28 protein-coding genes are annotated in these 14,157 nt (G+C 36.2%); all 28 read right to left on the reverse strand.

Annotated features, from left to right (window positions below):
• Positions 1 to 11 precede the first annotated feature (11 nt).
• Positions 12 to 515: a 50S ribosomal protein L17 gene (gene rplQ, locus AC106K_RS15050; RefSeq protein ID WP_045491105.1), complete on the reverse strand. Its 504-nt coding sequence runs from the start codon at positions 513 to 515 to the stop codon at positions 12 to 14.
• A gap of 6 nt (positions 516 to 521) precedes the next feature.
• Positions 522 to 1,517 carry a DNA-directed RNA polymerase subunit alpha gene (locus tag AC106K_RS15055; RefSeq protein ID WP_047376582.1) on the reverse strand — a complete coding sequence of 332 codons (996 nt, stop codon included), beginning with the start codon at positions 1,515 to 1,517 and terminating at the stop codon, positions 522 to 524.
• Between the two features lie 33 nt (positions 1,518 to 1,550).
• Positions 1,551 to 2,159: a 30S ribosomal protein S4 gene (rpsD, locus tag AC106K_RS15060; RefSeq protein ID WP_045491111.1), complete on the reverse strand. Its 609-nt coding sequence runs from the start codon at positions 2,157 to 2,159 to the stop codon at positions 1,551 to 1,553.
• A 19-nt stretch (positions 2,160 to 2,178) separates the two neighbouring features.
• Positions 2,179 to 2,568 carry a 30S ribosomal protein S11 gene (gene rpsK / locus AC106K_RS15065; protein ID WP_034694697.1) on the reverse strand — a complete coding sequence of 130 codons (390 nt, stop codon included), beginning with the start codon at positions 2,566 to 2,568 and terminating at the stop codon, positions 2,179 to 2,181.
• 12 nt (positions 2,569 to 2,580) lie between these two features.
• A complete protein-coding gene (gene rpsM / locus AC106K_RS15070; protein ID WP_034694696.1) occupies positions 2,581 to 2,958 on the reverse strand; it encodes a 30S ribosomal protein S13 in 378 nt (125 codons plus the stop codon).
• A 7-nt stretch (positions 2,959 to 2,965) separates the two neighbouring features.
• Positions 2,966 to 3,082: a 50S ribosomal protein L36 gene (rpmJ, locus tag AC106K_RS15075; RefSeq protein ID WP_007839480.1), complete on the reverse strand. Its 117-nt coding sequence runs from the start codon at positions 3,080 to 3,082 to the stop codon at positions 2,966 to 2,968.
• Between the two features lie 63 nt (positions 3,083 to 3,145).
• Positions 3,146 to 3,361, reverse strand: a complete 216-nt coding sequence (gene infA / locus AC106K_RS15080) for a translation initiation factor IF-1 (protein ID WP_034684855.1) — start codon at positions 3,359 to 3,361, stop codon at positions 3,146 to 3,148.
• 3 nt (positions 3,362 to 3,364) lie between these two features.
• Complete coding sequence (gene secY / locus AC106K_RS15085; RefSeq protein ID WP_027371708.1) at positions 3,365 to 4,744, reverse strand: preprotein translocase subunit SecY; 1,380 nt, start codon at positions 4,742 to 4,744, stop codon at positions 3,365 to 3,367.
• A 9-nt stretch (positions 4,745 to 4,753) separates the two neighbouring features.
• A complete protein-coding gene (rplO, locus tag AC106K_RS15090; protein ID WP_047096813.1) occupies positions 4,754 to 5,203 on the reverse strand; it encodes a 50S ribosomal protein L15 in 450 nt (149 codons plus the stop codon).
• A 21-nt stretch (positions 5,204 to 5,224) separates the two neighbouring features.
• Positions 5,225 to 5,401: a 50S ribosomal protein L30 gene (rpmD, locus tag AC106K_RS15095; RefSeq protein WP_027371710.1), complete on the reverse strand. Its 177-nt coding sequence runs from the start codon at positions 5,399 to 5,401 to the stop codon at positions 5,225 to 5,227.
• Positions 5,402 to 5,412: 11 nt separating this feature from the next.
• Entirely contained in the window at positions 5,413 to 5,934 is a 522-nt protein-coding gene (gene rpsE / locus AC106K_RS15100; protein WP_002983245.1) for a 30S ribosomal protein S5, read from the reverse strand.
• Positions 5,935 to 5,953: 19 nt separating this feature from the next.
• Entirely contained in the window at positions 5,954 to 6,307 is a 354-nt protein-coding gene (gene rplR, locus AC106K_RS15105; RefSeq protein WP_027371711.1) for a 50S ribosomal protein L18, read from the reverse strand.
• Between the two features lie 15 nt (positions 6,308 to 6,322).
• On the reverse strand, positions 6,323 to 6,868 hold the full coding sequence (rplF, locus tag AC106K_RS15110) for a 50S ribosomal protein L6 (protein ID WP_482446337.1): 546 nt from the start codon (positions 6,866 to 6,868) through the stop codon (positions 6,323 to 6,325).
• A 17-nt stretch (positions 6,869 to 6,885) separates the two neighbouring features.
• Positions 6,886 to 7,284, reverse strand: a complete 399-nt coding sequence (gene rpsH / locus AC106K_RS15115) for a 30S ribosomal protein S8 (RefSeq protein WP_482446338.1) — start codon at positions 7,282 to 7,284, stop codon at positions 6,886 to 6,888.
• Between the two features lie 147 nt (positions 7,285 to 7,431).
• Positions 7,432 to 7,701 carry a 30S ribosomal protein S14 gene (gene rpsN / locus AC106K_RS15120; RefSeq protein WP_002983233.1) on the reverse strand — a complete coding sequence of 90 codons (270 nt, stop codon included), beginning with the start codon at positions 7,699 to 7,701 and terminating at the stop codon, positions 7,432 to 7,434.
• 3 nt (positions 7,702 to 7,704) lie between these two features.
• A complete protein-coding gene (rplE, locus tag AC106K_RS15125) occupies positions 7,705 to 8,256 on the reverse strand; it encodes a 50S ribosomal protein L5 (RefSeq protein ID WP_027371713.1) in 552 nt (183 codons plus the stop codon).
• 11 nt (positions 8,257 to 8,267) lie between these two features.
• Positions 8,268 to 8,594, reverse strand: a complete 327-nt coding sequence (rplX, locus tag AC106K_RS15130; RefSeq protein WP_047096816.1) for a 50S ribosomal protein L24 — start codon at positions 8,592 to 8,594, stop codon at positions 8,268 to 8,270.
• 21 nt (positions 8,595 to 8,615) lie between these two features.
• On the reverse strand, positions 8,616 to 8,984 hold the full coding sequence (gene rplN, locus AC106K_RS15135) for a 50S ribosomal protein L14 (RefSeq protein ID WP_002983226.1): 369 nt from the start codon (positions 8,982 to 8,984) through the stop codon (positions 8,616 to 8,618).
• A gap of 2 nt (positions 8,985 to 8,986) precedes the next feature.
• A complete protein-coding gene (rpsQ, locus tag AC106K_RS15140) occupies positions 8,987 to 9,241 on the reverse strand; it encodes a 30S ribosomal protein S17 (RefSeq protein WP_027371715.1) in 255 nt (84 codons plus the stop codon).
• A 12-nt stretch (positions 9,242 to 9,253) separates the two neighbouring features.
• Positions 9,254 to 9,439 carry a 50S ribosomal protein L29 gene (rpmC, locus tag AC106K_RS15145; RefSeq protein ID WP_027381309.1) on the reverse strand — a complete coding sequence of 62 codons (186 nt, stop codon included), beginning with the start codon at positions 9,437 to 9,439 and terminating at the stop codon, positions 9,254 to 9,256.
• 12 nt (positions 9,440 to 9,451) lie between these two features.
• Positions 9,452 to 9,877, reverse strand: coding sequence for a 50S ribosomal protein L16 (gene rplP, locus AC106K_RS15150; protein WP_047096817.1), 426 nt, complete (start codon positions 9,875 to 9,877; stop codon positions 9,452 to 9,454).
• A 98-nt stretch (positions 9,878 to 9,975) separates the two neighbouring features.
• Positions 9,976 to 10,725, reverse strand: coding sequence for a 30S ribosomal protein S3 (rpsC, locus tag AC106K_RS15155; RefSeq protein WP_034694675.1), 750 nt, complete (start codon positions 10,723 to 10,725; stop codon positions 9,976 to 9,978).
• Between the two features lie 7 nt (positions 10,726 to 10,732).
• On the reverse strand, positions 10,733 to 11,131 hold the full coding sequence (gene rplV / locus AC106K_RS15160; RefSeq protein ID WP_002983214.1) for a 50S ribosomal protein L22: 399 nt from the start codon (positions 11,129 to 11,131) through the stop codon (positions 10,733 to 10,735).
• 2 nt (positions 11,132 to 11,133) lie between these two features.
• A complete protein-coding gene (gene rpsS / locus AC106K_RS15165; RefSeq protein ID WP_002983209.1) occupies positions 11,134 to 11,412 on the reverse strand; it encodes a 30S ribosomal protein S19 in 279 nt (92 codons plus the stop codon).
• Between the two features lie 2 nt (positions 11,413 to 11,414).
• Complete coding sequence (rplB, locus tag AC106K_RS15170) at positions 11,415 to 12,236, reverse strand: 50S ribosomal protein L2 (protein ID WP_047096819.1); 822 nt, start codon at positions 12,234 to 12,236, stop codon at positions 11,415 to 11,417.
• Between the two features lie 22 nt (positions 12,237 to 12,258).
• Positions 12,259 to 12,549, reverse strand: coding sequence for a 50S ribosomal protein L23 (rplW, locus tag AC106K_RS15175; protein WP_045491154.1), 291 nt, complete (start codon positions 12,547 to 12,549; stop codon positions 12,259 to 12,261).
• A gap of 3 nt (positions 12,550 to 12,552) precedes the next feature.
• On the reverse strand, positions 12,553 to 13,182 hold the full coding sequence (gene rplD, locus AC106K_RS15180; RefSeq protein ID WP_047096820.1) for a 50S ribosomal protein L4: 630 nt from the start codon (positions 13,180 to 13,182) through the stop codon (positions 12,553 to 12,555).
• Positions 13,173 to 13,796 carry a 50S ribosomal protein L3 gene (rplC, locus tag AC106K_RS15185; protein WP_482446339.1) on the reverse strand — a complete coding sequence of 208 codons (624 nt, stop codon included), beginning with the start codon at positions 13,794 to 13,796 and terminating at the stop codon, positions 13,173 to 13,175. Before rplC ends, rplD begins: the two co-directional genes overlap by 10 nt.
• Positions 13,797 to 14,157 lie beyond the last annotated feature (361 nt).

A 14,157-nucleotide genomic window follows, 5' to 3' on the forward strand; every position in this document is an offset into this window, starting at 1 on the left:
CTGAATGAATATTATTCTTCAGTTTTCTCTTCAGTAGTGTCAGCTTTAGCTTCTTCTACTGCAGGAGCATCAGCTACCTCTGCTTTCTTAGGAGCAGCAGTTGATCTTCTGCTTCTTCTTGTAGTCTTTTTCTCTTCAGCATTAGGGTTGTAAAGCTCGTTGAAATCTACCAATTCGATAAGAGCCATATCAGCAGCATCACCTGGTCTGAAACCTGTCTTAATGATTCTTGTATAACCACCGTTTCTTTCAGCGATTTTAGGAGCTACAGTTCTGAATAATTCAGCAACCGCAAATTTATTTTGAAGGTAAGAGAATACTACTCTTCTGTTGTGTGTAGTATCTTCTTTTGCTTTTGTTAATAGAGGCTCAACATATACTCTTAAAGCTTTAGCTTTAGCTACAGTAGTGTTGATTCTTTTATGCTCAATTAGAGAACAAGCCATATTAGAAAGTAAAGCACTTCTGTGAGAAGCTGTTCTTCCTAAGTGATTGAATTTTTTACCGTGTCTCATTATTAATTATTTATCAGCGTCTAACTTATATTTTGCAACGTCGAAACCGAAGTTAAGACCTTTTGAATGCACTAATTCTTCTAGTTCTGTCAAAGATTTTTTACCAAAATTTCTGAATTTCATCAAATCAGACTTACTGTAAGAAACCAATTCTCCAAGAGTTTCTACTTCAGCTGCTTTCAGACAGTTTAGGGCTCTTACAGAAAGATCCATATCTGCTAATTTAGACTTAAGAAGTTGTCTTGTGTGAAGTGTTTCTTCGTCATATTGGATAGATGCTTTTACAGCTTCAGTTTCAAGGGTGATTCTCTCATCAGAGAATAGCATGAAGTGATAAATTAATATCTTAGAAGCTTCTGTTAAAGCATTCTGAGGGCTGATAGACCCGTCAGTTTCTATATCTAATACAAGTTTTTCGTAGTCTGTTTTTTGCTCTACACGATAATTTTCAATGCTGTATTGTACTTTCTTGATCGGCGTGAAAATAGAGTCGATAGCAATAGTTCCTACAGGAGCATTGTTTGACTTATTTTGTTCAGAAGGAACATACCCTCTTCCTTTTTCAATATTGAAAGTAATTTCGAAAGTTACATCACTGTTTAGGTTACAAATCACTAAATCTGGGTTAAGAACCTCAAATCCATTGATAGATTTTCCTAAATCACCAGCAGTAATAACCGTCTGACCTGAAACTTTAGCAACAACCTGCTCGTTAGCCTGGCCTTCTGCTGCAGCTTTTAATCTTACCTGCTTAAGGTTAAGAATAATTTCGGTAACGTCTTCGATTACTCCTGGAATAGTTGAAAATTCGTGCTCTACACCTTCTATTTTGATAGATGAAATAGCGTATCCTTCCAGAGAAGAAAGCAACACTCTTCTCAAAGCATTACCGATTGTAAGCCCGAAACCTGGTTCTAAAGGTCTGAATTCAAATTGACCTTTAAATTCATCAGAGTTAAGTAAAATTACTTTATCGGGTTTTATGAATTGTAAAATTGCCATATTATTGGGTTGAGCAAAAATTTGATTAAAAAATTATTTAGAGTAAAGTTCGACGATAAGGTTTTCCTTAATGTCCTCCGGAATCTGGATTCTTTCAGGAGCAGAAATGAAAGTACCTTCTTTCTTCTCATCGTTGAATTGTAACCACTCATAGTTTGACTTAGAAGCCAATGCATTGGTAACAACTTCAAGAGACTTAGACTTTTCTCTTACAGCGATTACATCACCAGCTTTTACCAAGTAAGAAGGGATATTAAGAATCTCTCCGTTCACAGTGATGTGTCTGTGAGAAACCAATTGTCTTGCACCAGATCTAGTTTTAGCAAAACCTAATCTGTATACAACGTTATCCAATCTTGATTCACAAAGTTGTAATAGAACTTCCCCTGTTACCCCTTTACTTCTGTGTGCTTTTTCAAATAAGTTAGCAAACTGTCTTTCTAAGATACCGTAAGTATATTTAGCTTTTTGTTTTTCAGCTAACTGAACTGCGTATTCTGATTTTTTAGCACCTCTTCTTTTGTTAGGACCGTGTTGTCCTGGCGGTTGGTTTTTTCTTTTTTCGAAGTTTTTGTCATCTCCGTAGATTGCAGCACCAAACTTTCTAGCAATCTTAGTTTTAGGTCCAATATATCTTGCCATAATGGGTAAATTCTAAAAATTAAACTCTTCTTCTTTTTGGTGGTCTACATCCGTTGTGTGGCATTGGAGTCACATCAACGATTTCGCTAACTTCAATTCCTGAATTGTGGATTGATCTGATAGCAGATTCTCTACCTGCACCTGGACCTTTCACAAACACCTTTACTCTTCTTAAACCAGCTTCGTGAGCTACAGCAGAGCAATTTTCAGCTGCCATCTGAGCAGCAAATGGAGTATTCTTTTTAGAACCTCTGAAACCCATTTTACCGGCAGAAGCCCAAGAGATAACCTCTCCGTTTTTATTTGTTAAAGAAATGATGATGTTATTGAAAGAAGCTTGAATATGTGCTTCACCAATAGCTTCAACTTTTACTTTTCTCTTCTTAACTACTTTAGTTTGTTTTGCCATAATTCCTAACGATTATTTACTAGCTTTTTTCTTGTTAGCAACAGTTTTTCTCTTTCCTTTTCGGGTTCTAGAGTTGTTTTTCGTTCTCTGGCCTCTTAAAGGTAATCCAAGTCTGTGACGTATTCCTCGTTGGCATCCTATGTCCATCAATCTCTTGATGTTCAATTGCACTTCAGATCTTAATTCTCCTTCTACTTTTACGTTTTCTAAGATATAAGTTCTGATTGCAGCCAATTCATCGTCATTCCATTCGTTGACTTTCTTGTCTTCGCTGATACCGGCAGCTTTAAGGATTTCAGAAGAAGTACTTCTTCCAACACCATAAATGTAAGTTAAACCGATAACTCCTCTTTTGTTTTTTGGTAAATCAATACCTGCAATTCTCGCCATAATTTAATTAACCTTGTCTTTGTTTAAATTTTGGGTTCTTCTTGTTGATTACGAATAGTACACCTTTTCTGCGTACGATTTTGCAATCAGCGCTTCTTTTTTTAATTGATGCTCTTACTTTCATTTTGATAGTATTTATTTTTTACAAATGCCAAATGGAATGAGAATTCCATTTGGCTAATTTGTTTTAATATCTAAATGTGATTCTCCCTTTTGTTAAATCATAGGGAGACATTTCTAGTTTTACCTTATCACCAGGTAAAAGTTTAATATAATGCATTCTCATTTTACCAGAAATATGAGCAATAAGGATATGCCCATTCTCTAGTTCTACACGGAACTGGGCGTTCGAAAGTGCTTCCGTAATAACGCCATCTTGTTCAATATGTTTTTGTTTTGCCATAAATTAATATCCAGTCGTTCTTGACAATTTAGACTGCATTAAGCCATCATAGTGATGGTTCAGCAGATAAGTATTGATCTGTTGAACTGTATCTAAAATTACACCCACCATAATCAATAGTGACGTTCCCCCGAAAAATAGGGCAAACGCATCTGTCTGAACAAAGCTTCCATGCACAATTGCTGGAAGGACTGCAAAGATAGATAAAAAAATTGCACCTGGCAAGGTAATTTTTGATAAAATATCATCTAAATAGTCAGCGGTCTCTTTTCCGGGTCTTACTTTCGGTACTAAACCTCCGTTTCTCTTTAAATCATCAGCCATCTGGTTTACCGGAATAGTAATTGCAGTATAGAAAAATGAGAAGATAATAATTAATAGCGCAAACAATACATTGTACTGCCAGCTAAAAACATTCTTGAAACCTGCAAGAAAAGTGTTAGACTCATCGAATTTTGTTAATAATCCTGGTACGAACATCAATGCCTGAGCAAAGATAATCGGCATTACACCAGCAGCATTTACTTTCAATGGAATCCATTGTCTTGCGCCCTGCATAAGATTTCTGTTTACACCTCCTCTTGCTTGAGCTCTGCTTACATACTGAATTGGAATTTTTCTAACAGCTACTGATAAGATCACTGCTAAAAGAACTACCAACATCCAGAATAATACTTCAATAAGGATCATGATAGATCCCATTCCTCCTTTTCCGTTCTGCACGGCCATCTCCTGTACGAATGCCTCAGGTAATCTTGAAAGGATCCCCACCATAATAAGGATAGAGATACCATTTCCGATTCCCTTATCGGTAATCTTTTCACCTAACCACATTGCAAATACTGAACCACCTACCAAGATTACAATACTTGGCAGCCAGAACATGATTGAATTGGGTTCTACAAAATATGCAGATTGGAACTGAGCATACGGTAAGAATAATTGAGTAATAGAAGTTAAGTAAGAAGGTGCCTGTACCAGACAAACCCCGATCGTTAACCATCTTGTAATTTGGTTCAATGTATTTCTACCTGACTCTCCATCTTTCTGAAGCTTCTGAAGATAAGGAATAGCCATCCCCATCAACTGAACAATAATAGAAGCAGAAATATAAGGCATGATACCTAACGCCATTACGGAAGCGTGGCTGAAAGCCCCCCCCGTAAACGACGAAAGCAAGCCAAGGAGACCTGCTCCTTGCTTGTTACCGCCTTGATTTTTATAATGCTCTAAGAGATCTCCCACCTCTGCAAGGTTAATTGCGGGAAGTGAGATATAAGATGCGAATCTATACACAAGGATAATCCCTAAAGTGAAGAGAATTTTATCTCTAAGTTCTTTAAGACTCCAAATATTTTTAAGTGTTTGTATAAATTCTTTCATTAGTAAGTATTATAAGGTAATTGCTTTTCCACCTGCTTTAGCAATAAGCTCTTCAGCAGATTTCGTGAATTTATCAGCAGAGATTGAAACCGCAGATTTCAATTCTCCTCTACCCATAATTTTCACTAATTCGTTTTTAGAAACGATACCGTTTGCTACTAAAACTTCTTTCGTGATTTCTCCAGTGATGGATTTGTTCTCGATTAAAGTTTGGATAGTATCAAGGTTAACACCTCTAAACTCTTTTCTGTTTACGTTTTTGAATCCGAATTTCGGTAATCTTCTTTGTAAAGGCATCTGTCCACCTTCGAAACCGATTTTCTGAGAATAACCAGCTCTAGCTTTTTGACCTTTGTGTCCTTTTGTTGAAGTACCTCCTTTTCCAGAACCCTGACCTCTACCAATTCTCTTTGAGTTGAAAGTAGATCCTGCAGCTGGTTGTATGTTATTTAAATTCATTTTAATTTCTCTTTTATAAAATTATTTTTGAACTTCAAGTAAGTGACCTACAGCAGCGATCATTCCTAAGATAGAAGGAGTAGCTTCGTGCTCTACAACTTGGTGAAGTTTTTTTAATCCTAATGCTTCAAGCGTTCTCTTTTGGGTTTTTGTTCTACCAATAGCGCTTCTTACTTGCTTTACTTTAATTGTTGCCATTGTTTTAATTATTAACCGTTAAACACTTTACTTAGAGAAATTCCTCTCATTCTAGCAATCTCTTCAGGTCTTCTGATGTCTAATAACGCTTTGAAAGTAGCTTTCACTACGTTGTGAGGGTTAGAAGATCCTTTAGATTTTGAAAGGATATCGTGAATACCAGCAGATTCCAATACCGCTCTTACCGCACCACCGGCGATAAGTCCTGTACCGTGAGAAGCAGGTCTTAAGAAGATATCTGCACCACCGTATCTAGCAGTAGTTTGGTGAGGGATAGTGTGGTTCATTACAGGAACTTTCACAAGGTTTTTCTTAGCGTCTTCAACTGCTTTAGCAATTGCAGAAGCAACCTCTTTAGATTTTCCTAATCCGAAACCGATAACACCTTCTTCATTTCCTACTACAACAATAGCAGAAAATCCGAAAGCTCTACCTCCTTTTGTTACTTTTGTTACTCTGTTAACAGCTACGAGACGATCTTTTAATTCTAATCCTCCCGGTTTTACTCTTTCTATATTATCTAGTCCTAACATATTTTCCGAAATTTAATGATTAGAATTTAAGTCCTCCTTCTCTTGCACCGTCAGCTAGAGCTTTTACTCTACCGTGGTATACGAATCCGTTTCTGTCAAATACAATACTTTCGATTCCTGCAGCGATAGCTTTAGCAGCGATAGCTTTACCAACAGCAGCAGAAACTTCAGTCTTAGTACCTTTAGCGTCTACACCTTTTTCTCTAGAAGAAGCAGATGCTAGCGTTGTACCATTTTTATCGTCGATTAACTGAGCGTAAATTTCCTTATTACTTTTGTATACAGATAATCTTGGCAATTCAGAAGAACCAGAGATTTTCCCTCTTACTCTTCTTTTGATTCTTATTCTTTTTTCTAATTTACTTAATGCCATAATACTTATAATTTATTAAGCAGATTTACCAGCTTTACGTCTAACAATTTCTCCTACGAATTTCACACCTTTTCCTTTGTATGGTTCAGGCTTTCTGAAAGAACGGATCTTTGCAGCTACCATCCCTAGAAGTTGGTTGTCGTGAGACGTTAAAGTAATAATTGGGTTTTTACCTTTTTCAGTCAATGTATCTACTTTTACTTCGTTTGGAAGTTCCAATACGATACCGTGAGAGAATCCTAAAGCTAGCTCAAGTTTTTGACCTGCGTGTGCTGCTCTATATCCTACCCCTACTAGTTCAAGTTTCTTTTCGAAACCTGCACTTACACCAACAATCATGTTGTTGATTAACGCTCTGTATAAACCGTGAAGCGCTTTGTGTTGCTTAGAATCAGATGGTCTGTTTACGTTAAGTTCACCATCTTTTTGTTCTATAGTAATTCCTGCTGTAAGCTCTTGAGAAAGTTCTCCTTTTGCTCCTTTTACAGTTACTACACCTTCGTTTTCAGTGATTGTAACTCCAGCTGGAATTGTTATAATTGCTTTACCAATTCTTGACATTTTCCTCTGATTAAAAATTAATAAACATAGCAGATTACTTCACCGCCTACTTTCTCTTCTCTAGCTTTCTTGTCAGTCATTACTCCTTTAGAAGTAGAGATGATAGAAATACCCAAACCGTTTAGTACTCTTGGAAGTTCAGCAGAACCTTTGTACTGTCTTAAACCTGGTCTTGAAGCTCTTTGAATAGACTTAATAGCAGGTTTGTTAGTTTGCTTATCGTACTTTAAAGCGATTTTGATCACTCCTTGAACAGCGCTATCTTCAAACTTGTAGTTTAAGATATACCCTTGATCAAATAAGATCTTAGTAATCTCCTTTTTGATTTTCGATGCAGGAATTTCCACCACTTTGTGGCCTGCGCTTTGTGCGTTCCTTACTCTTGTTAGGAAATCTGAAATTGGATCTGTTACCATTTTTCTTTTATAAATTATTGGTTAAAGAACAATCAGTTTTGCAAAGACTTGAAGAGTAAAATATCAGACGTCAGAAATCTTCGGTCTGATATTTTTATCTTTAGTATCTGAACAACTTAATTGTTCCGATTTTTTATCTAGTGATTATTACCAGCTAGCTTTTCTTACACCTGGGATAAGACCGTTGTTAGCCATTTCTCTGAAAGTTACTCTGGAAATACCAAACGTTCTCATGTATCCTCTTGGTCTACCTGTTAGTTTACATCTGTTGTGTAATCTTACAGGAGAAGCATTTTTAGGCAATTTTTGAAGTCCTTCGTAATCACCAGCTTCTTTAAGAGCTTGTCTTTTAGCAGCGTATTTAGCAACTAGTGCTTCTCTTTTGCGCTCACGCGCTTTCATTGATTCTTTAGCCATTTCTTAGTTCTTTTTAAATGGTAAACCGAAGTGAGTTAATAATGCTTTAGCTTCTTTATCTGTTTTCGCAGTTGTTACGAAAGTGATGTCCATCCCTTGGATTTTTTTCACTTTGTCAATTACGATTTCAGGGAAGATAATTTGCTCAGTAATACCTAAGTTGTAGTTACCTCTACCATCGAAACCATCTGCTTTGATACCAGAGAAATCTCTAATACGTGGTAAAGCAGAAGAAGTAAGTCTGTCTAAGAACTCATACATTCTCTGAGCTCTCAAAGTTACTTTTGCACCTACAGGCATTCCTTTTCTTAGTTTGAATGCAGCTTCGTCTTTCTTAGAGATTGTACCTACTGCTTTCTGACCTGTGATGTTTGTCAATTCTTCTACAGCATAATCAATGATTTTCTTATCTGCAGTAGCATCTCCTAAACCTTGTGATACAACGATTTTCTCTAATCTAGGTACTTGCATGATTGACTTGTACCCGAATTCTTCCATCATTGCAGGAACAATTGTCTCTTTATATGCTTTTTTGGGTCTTGCTATAAATTCCATGTTAATTCAAATTATAAAGTTTCACCCGTTTTTTTGTTAATTCTTACTTTCTTATCTCCTTCGATTTTGTAACCGATTTTGATCGCTTTTCCGTCTTTACCAACTAAAGCTACGTTTGAGATATGAATAGAAGCTTCTCTTTCAACGATTCCTCCTTGAGGGTTTGAAGCTGAAGGCTTAACGTGCTTTTTGATGATGTTAAGTCCTGCAACAATTACTCTAGGGTCTCTTCCTTCTTTCTTGATCACTTCAATAACTTCACCAGTCTTACCTTTGATATCTTTCTTACCAGTAGTAATGATTACGTTATCTCCTCTTTTTATTTTTAACTTTGACATTTCTTTAAAAAATTTTAAAAATTAAAGTACTTCAGGAGCTAATGAAATGATTTTCATATATTCTTTGTCTCTCAACTCACGAGCAACCGGTCCGAAAACACGCGTTCCTCTCATTTCTCCCGCTGCGTTTAGTAATACACAAGCATTGTCGTCGAATTTGATGTATGAACCATCTTTTCTTCTTACTGCTTTTTTAGTTCTTACTACTACAGCTTTAGATACCTGACCTTTTTTTGCGTTTCCTGATGGTGTAGAATCTTTGATCGTAACAACGATTTTATCACCAACTGAAGCATATCTTCTTCTGGTTCCTCCCAGAACTCTGATAACTAGTACTTCTTTTGCACCTGTATTATCAGCAACTTTTAATCTTGATTCTGTTTGTAACATTATTACTTAGCTTTTTCAATGATTCTTACTAATCTCCATCTCTTGCTCTTGCTCAAAGGTCTAGTTTCTTGGATCAAAACTGTATCACCTTCTGTGCATTCGTTGTTCTCGTCGTGTGCAGTATATTTTTTCGTTTTTAGAACGAATTTACCGTACATCGGGTGCTTTACTCTTGTAGTTTCACTAACAACAATAGTTTTTTCCATTTTATTGCTGGAAACCACTCCGATTCTTTCTTTTCTTAAATTTCTATCCATTGTAAAATGAAATTATTGTTTGTTAGTTAACTCAGTGTTTAGTCTTGCGATTGTCTTTCTCAAATCTCTGATTTGAATCGGGTTTTCAATTGGGCTGATCGCATGAGCTAATTTCAATTTAGAATATTGAGCTTTTGCTTCAGTTAATTGAGCTTGAATATCACCCGCGCTTAAATTTTTAATATCAGCTTTTTTCATTGTATTCAAAGATTATAGAGGTTTAACAAAATCGTTAGCAACTACGAATTTAGTAACTACTGGTAATTTCTGTGCTGCAAGTCTAAGAGCTTCTTTCGCTACTTCGTAAGGAACTCCACCAACTTCGAACATAATTTTACCTGGTTTTACTACAGCTACCCAGTATTCAACAGCACCTTTACCTTTACCCATCCTTACTTCGGCTGGTTTCTTAGTAATTGGCTTATCCGGGAAGATTTTGATCCATAGTTGACCTTCTCTCTTCATATATCTTGTCGCAGCGATACGAGCCGCTTCAATTTGTCTAGCTGTGATCCAAGCTCCTTCCGTTGCTTTGATCCCAAAAGTTCCGTATGCAAGTTGACTACCTCTTTGGGCATTCCCCTTCATCTTCATCTTGTGAACTCTACGGAATTTGGTTCTTTTTGGTTGTAACATAATTTCTAAATTTTAGATTTTAGATTTTAGATTTTAGATTTTTTTTAATTTTAAAAAAGTAACGGTAATTTAAAATTCAAAATTTCTAATCTAAAATTTTAATTATTATTGTTATTGTTGTTGTTTTTTCTAGGTCTTCTGTTGTCTCTGTCTCCTCCTCTGTTTCCTCTGTCTGACTGACCTCCTTTTTTCTGTTGTCCCACTAGTGGAGAAAGTTCTCTTTTACCGTAAACTTCTCCTTTCATGATCCATACTTTTACCCCTAATCTACCGTAAGTAGTGTGAGCTTCTGCCCAGTGGTAATCGATATCAGCTCTGAAAGTAGACAATGGAATTCTTCCTTCTTTGAAAGATTCTGATCTTGCCATTTCAGCTCCGTTCAATCTACCAGAGATTTGAACTTTGATACCTTCAGCACCCATTCTCATAGTACTTGCCATTGCCATTTTAACAGCTCTTCTGTAAGAAATTCTGTTTTCAATTTGCTTAGAAATACTATCAGCAACTAGTACAGCATCTAATTCAGGTCTTTTGATTTCGAAAATGTTGATTTGAATATCCTTACCTGTAAGTTTCTTCAACTCTTCTTTCAATTTATCAACTTCCTGACCTCCTTTACCGATGATCAATCCCGGTCTAGCAGTAGTGATTGTAACTGTTACTAATTTAAGGGTTCTTTCAATATAGATTTTTGAAATACCACCTTTAGATAATCTAGCCTCAAGGTATCTTCTGATTTTGTAGTCTTCAGCGATTCTGTCTCCATAATCGTTTCCACCAAACCAGTTAGAATCCCATCCTCTGATGATACCTAATCTATTACCAATTGGATTTGTCTTCTGTCCCATACCTTGATTAATTTTCTTTATTACCTAAGATTAATGTAACGTGGTTAGATCTTTTTCTGATTCTATACCCTCTACCTTGTGGAGCTGGTCTTAGTCTCTTCAATTGTCTTGCGCTATCCACGAAGATTTCTTTAACGATAAGGTTAGCTTCTTCAATATCCGCACCTTCGTTTTTCACCTGCCAGTTTGCCATAGCAGAAAGAAGTAATTTTTCTAACTTGTTAGAAGCATCCTTCTTAGAATATTTTAGGATATAAAGAGCTTTATCTACCTGCTCTCCTCTAATGATATCAGCAACTAATCTCATTTTTCTTGGAGAAGACGGGCAATTATTTAATGAAGCTTTTACAACGTCTTTGTTAGCTTCTTTTCTTGCGATTGAACTATCTTGTTTTCTTGATCCCATGATTATCTGCTTCCTTTGTTTTTGTTACCACCATGACCTCTGAAAGATCTTGTTGGAGAAAATTCGCCTAACTTGTGACCAACCATGTTTTCTGTAACGTAAACTGGGATAAAAGATTTCCCGTTGTGTACAGCAATAGTTTGTCCTACGAAGTCCGGAGAGATCATAGATGCTCTAGACCAAGTTTTGATAACTGTCTTCTTACCAGACTCTATATTTGCCTGAACCTTCTTATCTAAAGTATGATGAATGAACGGTCCTTTCTTAAGTGATCTTGCCATAATTATTTTCTTTTAGATACGATGTAACGGTTAGACACTTTGTTTTTCTTTCTAGTTTTGTAACCTTTAGCTGGTTTACCGTTTCTAGATCTTGGGTGACCTCCTGAAGAACGTCCTTCACCACCTCCCATTGGGTGATCAACCGGGTTCATTACAACCGCTCTTGTTCTTGGTCTTCTACCTAACCATCTGCTTCTACCAGCCTTACCTGATACAGTTAATTGGTGATCTGAGTTGGAAACTGATCCAATCATTGCCATACATTCAGTAAGGATCATTCTTGATTCTCCTGAAGGCAATTTGATGATTGCATATTTACCATCTCTAGATGTTAATTGAGCTGAAGAACCAGCACTTCTTGCTAAAATTGCACCTTGACCAGGCTTCATTTCAACACAAGAAATTACAGTACCTAAAGGAATGTTTTTCAACTTCATTGCGTTACCTACATTTGGCTCTACGCTTTCACCAGAAATTACTTTCTGATCAACTTTGATACCGTTTGGAGCGATGATATATCTCTTCTCTCCGTCAGCATACTCTAATAAAGCGATAAATGCAGTTCTGTTTGGATCGTATTCTACAGATTTTACAGTTGCTTCAACGTTTGCTTTGTTTCTTTTGAAGTCAATAATTCTGTATTTCTTTTTGTGTCCACCTCCGGTGTAACGCATGGTCATTTTACCTGTATTGTTACGTCCACCTGACTTTTTAATACCAACAACTAGAGATTTCTCTGGCTTGTTAGTAGTAATTTCCTCAAAATTGTTTACAATTCTGAATCTCTGTCCCGGGGTGATAGGTTTTAATTTTCTAACAGACATTACTATTATTTATAATTAATAATTAATTTACAGCAAAAATATCGATAACCTCACCTTCAGCAAGTTTGATTACCGCTTTTTTCAATTTGTTTGTCTTTCCTACTTGAAGACCTTTTTTAGTGTATTTTGAAGAAACCTTCGGAGCATAAATCATTGTGTTAACGTCTGCTACTTTTACACCGTAAGCTGCTTCAACAGCCTTTTTGATCTCGATCTTATTCGCCTTAGGGTTTACTAAGAAAGAATAAGTACCTCTTAAATCTGTAAGGTAGTTAGCCTTTTCTGAAATAACTGGTTTAATAATAACTGACATGACTTATTTCTTTAAATTTTCCTGGAATTTTTCAACTGCACCTTCTAAGAAAATGATCTCACCAGCGTTTACTAAATCGTAAGAACTGATTTCGTTGAAGTTCATTACTTTAGTTTTAGGTAAGTTTCTTGAAGATAAATACACATTCTTGTTAGCTTCAGGAAGAACGAATAAAGACTTCTTACCGTTAAGTTCCAATGCGTTTAATACATTGATGAAATCTTTAGTCTTAGGAGCTCCAAAGCTCAAATCTTCTAAAACTTTAATGCTGTTGTCTCTCATTTTTTGAGATAAAACAGATTTCTTAGCTAATCTCTTAAGAGCTTTGTTCAATTTGAATCTGTAGTCTCTTGGTTTTGGTCCGAATACTCTACCTCCACCTCTGAAAGTTGGAGATTTAATATCACCATATCTAGCAGATCCAGATCCTTTTTGCTTCTTAAGCTTTTTAGTAGAAGCAGTAATTTCGCTTCTTTCTTTTGCTTTATGAGTTCCTTGTCTTTGTGCAGCAAGGTACTGTTTAACTTCTAAGTAAACCGCGTGCTGATTTGGCTCAATTCCGAATACTGTTTCGTCTAGAGTTACTTTTCTTCCGGTCTCTTTTCCTGATGTATTTAATACTACTAGTTCCATTTTCTGATAATTACATAAGAATTTTTAGCTCCCGGAACAGCACCTTTTACTACTAAAAGATTTTGTTCTTGATCAACTTTTAACACTTGAAGGTTTTGAACAGTTACCTGCTTACCTCCCATTCTTCCAGCCATTCTCATCCCTTTGAATACTCTTGAAGGGTCAGATCCAGCACCGATAGAACCTGGAGCTCTAAGTCTGTTGTGCTGACCATGAGTTGCCTGCATTACACCTCCAAATCCGTGTCTTTTAACAACACCTTGGAAACCTTTACCTTTTGAAGTTCCTGTTACGTCTACATATTCACCTTCGATGAATAGTTGAACATTTACTTCCTCTCCTACTTTAGCATCTGAGAATCCATCGTGGAATTCTACTAATTTAGCTTTAGGAGTAGAACCAGCCTTTTTGAAATGACCAGCTAACGCTTTACCAACGTTCTTCTCACTCTTGTCATCGAAACCTAACTGCACAGCTGTATAACCGTCGTTTTCTAAGGTTCTGACCTGTAAAATCGAGCATGGACCAGCTTGAATAACTGTACAAGGAATGTTTTTCCCTTCTTCGTTAAACAAAGATGTCATACCGATTTTTTTACCAATAATACCTGACATTGTTTATATTATAATAAAATTTATCCTTTATTTTTCCCATTTTTCGGAAGTCTGAAGTGATTTCTACTTTTGATATAGGCACACTACGCTCCTAAAATGAGTGTGCAAATTTATGAATAATTTTGTAACTGACAAATATTTCAATTAAAATATTTTGATTTTTAATCATTTAGATCATTTTCGAAAAACAGAACAGGTTTTGCAAAAAAGAATTCATCATAAAAAATACACTTCACCTCCACCACACTTTTCAGCAACGCTAAGGCTAACTGCAAGACGCAAAAAAAATGCCATAACTACAGGATAATGAAATATTTCGCCACTTTTTCCTTATTTTTTCTGAAATCATAAGATCGCTAAC

This window comes from Chryseobacterium sp. FR048 (assembly GCF_056844665.1).

Bases quoted from the DNA above. Each gene is read 5' to 3' on its own strand.
- rplQ (WP_045491105.1), bottom strand. From the start codon at position 515: ATGAGACACGGTAAAAAATTCAATCACTTAGGAAGAACAGCTTCTCAC.
- AC106K_RS15055 (WP_047376582.1), bottom strand. From the start codon at position 1,517: ATGGCAATTTTACAATTCATAAAACCCGATAAAGTAATTTTACTTAAC.
- rpsD (WP_045491111.1), bottom strand. From the start codon at position 2,159: ATGGCAAGATATATTGGACCTAAAACTAAGATTGCTAGAAAGTTTGGT.
- rpsK (WP_034694697.1), bottom strand. From the start codon at position 2,568: ATGGCAAAACAAACTAAAGTAGTTAAGAAGAGAAAAGTAAAAGTTGAA.
- rpsM (WP_034694696.1), bottom strand. From the start codon at position 2,958: ATGGCGAGAATTGCAGGTATTGATTTACCAAAAAACAAAAGAGGAGTT.
- rpmJ (WP_007839480.1), bottom strand. From the start codon at position 3,082: ATGAAAGTAAGAGCATCAATTAAAAAAAGAAGCGCTGATTGCAAAATC.
- infA (WP_034684855.1), bottom strand. From the start codon at position 3,361: ATGGCAAAACAAAAACATATTGAACAAGATGGCGTTATTACGGAAGCA.
- secY (WP_027371708.1), bottom strand. From the start codon at position 4,744: ATGAAAGAATTTATACAAACACTTAAAAATATTTGGAGTCTTAAAGAA.
- rplO (WP_047096813.1), bottom strand. From the start codon at position 5,203: ATGAATTTAAATAACATACAACCAGCTGCAGGATCTACTTTCAACTCA.
- rpmD (WP_027371710.1), bottom strand. From the start codon at position 5,401: ATGGCAACAATTAAAGTAAAGCAAGTAAGAAGCGCTATTGGTAGAACA.
- rpsE (WP_002983245.1), bottom strand. From the start codon at position 5,934: ATGTTAGGACTAGATAATATAGAAAGAGTAAAACCGGGAGGATTAGAA.
- rplR (WP_027371711.1), bottom strand. From the start codon at position 6,307: ATGGCATTAAGTAAATTAGAAAAAAGAATAAGAATCAAAAGAAGAGTA.
- rplF (WP_482446337.1), bottom strand. From the start codon at position 6,868: ATGTCAAGAATTGGTAAAGCAATTATAACAATTCCAGCTGGAGTTACA.
- rpsH (WP_482446338.1), bottom strand. From the start codon at position 7,284: ATGGTAACAGATCCAATTTCAGATTTCCTAACAAGAGTAAGGAACGCA.
- rpsN (WP_002983233.1), bottom strand. From the start codon at position 7,701: ATGGCTAAAGAATCAATGAAAGCGCGTGAGCGCAAAAGAGAAGCACTA.
- rplE (WP_027371713.1), bottom strand. From the start codon at position 8,256: ATGGAATTTATAGCAAGACCCAAAAAAGCATATAAAGAGACAATTGTT.
- rplX (WP_047096816.1), bottom strand. From the start codon at position 8,594: ATGTCAAAGTTAAAAATAAAAAGAGGAGATAACGTAATCATTACTACT.
- rplN (WP_002983226.1), bottom strand. From the start codon at position 8,984: ATGTTACAAACAGAATCAAGATTAAAAGTTGCTGATAATACAGGTGCA.
- rpsQ (WP_027371715.1), bottom strand. From the start codon at position 9,241: ATGGATAGAAATTTAAGAAAAGAAAGAATCGGAGTGGTTTCCAGCAAT.
- rpmC (WP_027381309.1), bottom strand. From the start codon at position 9,439: ATGAAAAAAGCTGATATTAAAAATTTAAGCGCGGGTGATATTCAAGCT.
- rplP (WP_047096817.1), bottom strand. From the start codon at position 9,877: ATGTTACAACCAAAAAGAACCAAATTCCGTAGAGTTCACAAGATGAAG.
- rpsC (WP_034694675.1), bottom strand. From the start codon at position 10,725: ATGGGACAGAAGACAAATCCAATTGGTAATAGATTAGGTATCATCAGA.
- rplV (WP_002983214.1), bottom strand. From the start codon at position 11,131: ATGGGATCAAGAAAACAAGATAGTTCAATCGCAAGAAAAGAAGCTAAC.
- rpsS (WP_002983209.1), bottom strand. From the start codon at position 11,412: ATGGCAAGATCACTTAAGAAAGGACCGTTCATTCATCATACTTTAGAT.
- rplB (WP_047096819.1), bottom strand. From the start codon at position 12,236: ATGTCTGTTAGAAAATTAAAACCTATCACCCCGGGACAGAGATTCAGA.
- rplW (WP_045491154.1), bottom strand. From the start codon at position 12,549: ATGTCAGTTATTATTAAACCAGTTATTTCAGAAAAGGCTAACTACCTT.
- rplD (WP_047096820.1), bottom strand. From the start codon at position 13,182: ATGGAACTAGTAGTATTAAATACATCAGGAAAAGAGACCGGAAGAAAA.
- rplC (WP_482446339.1), bottom strand. From the start codon at position 13,796: ATGTCAGGTATTATTGGTAAAAAAATCGGTATGACATCTTTGTTTAAC.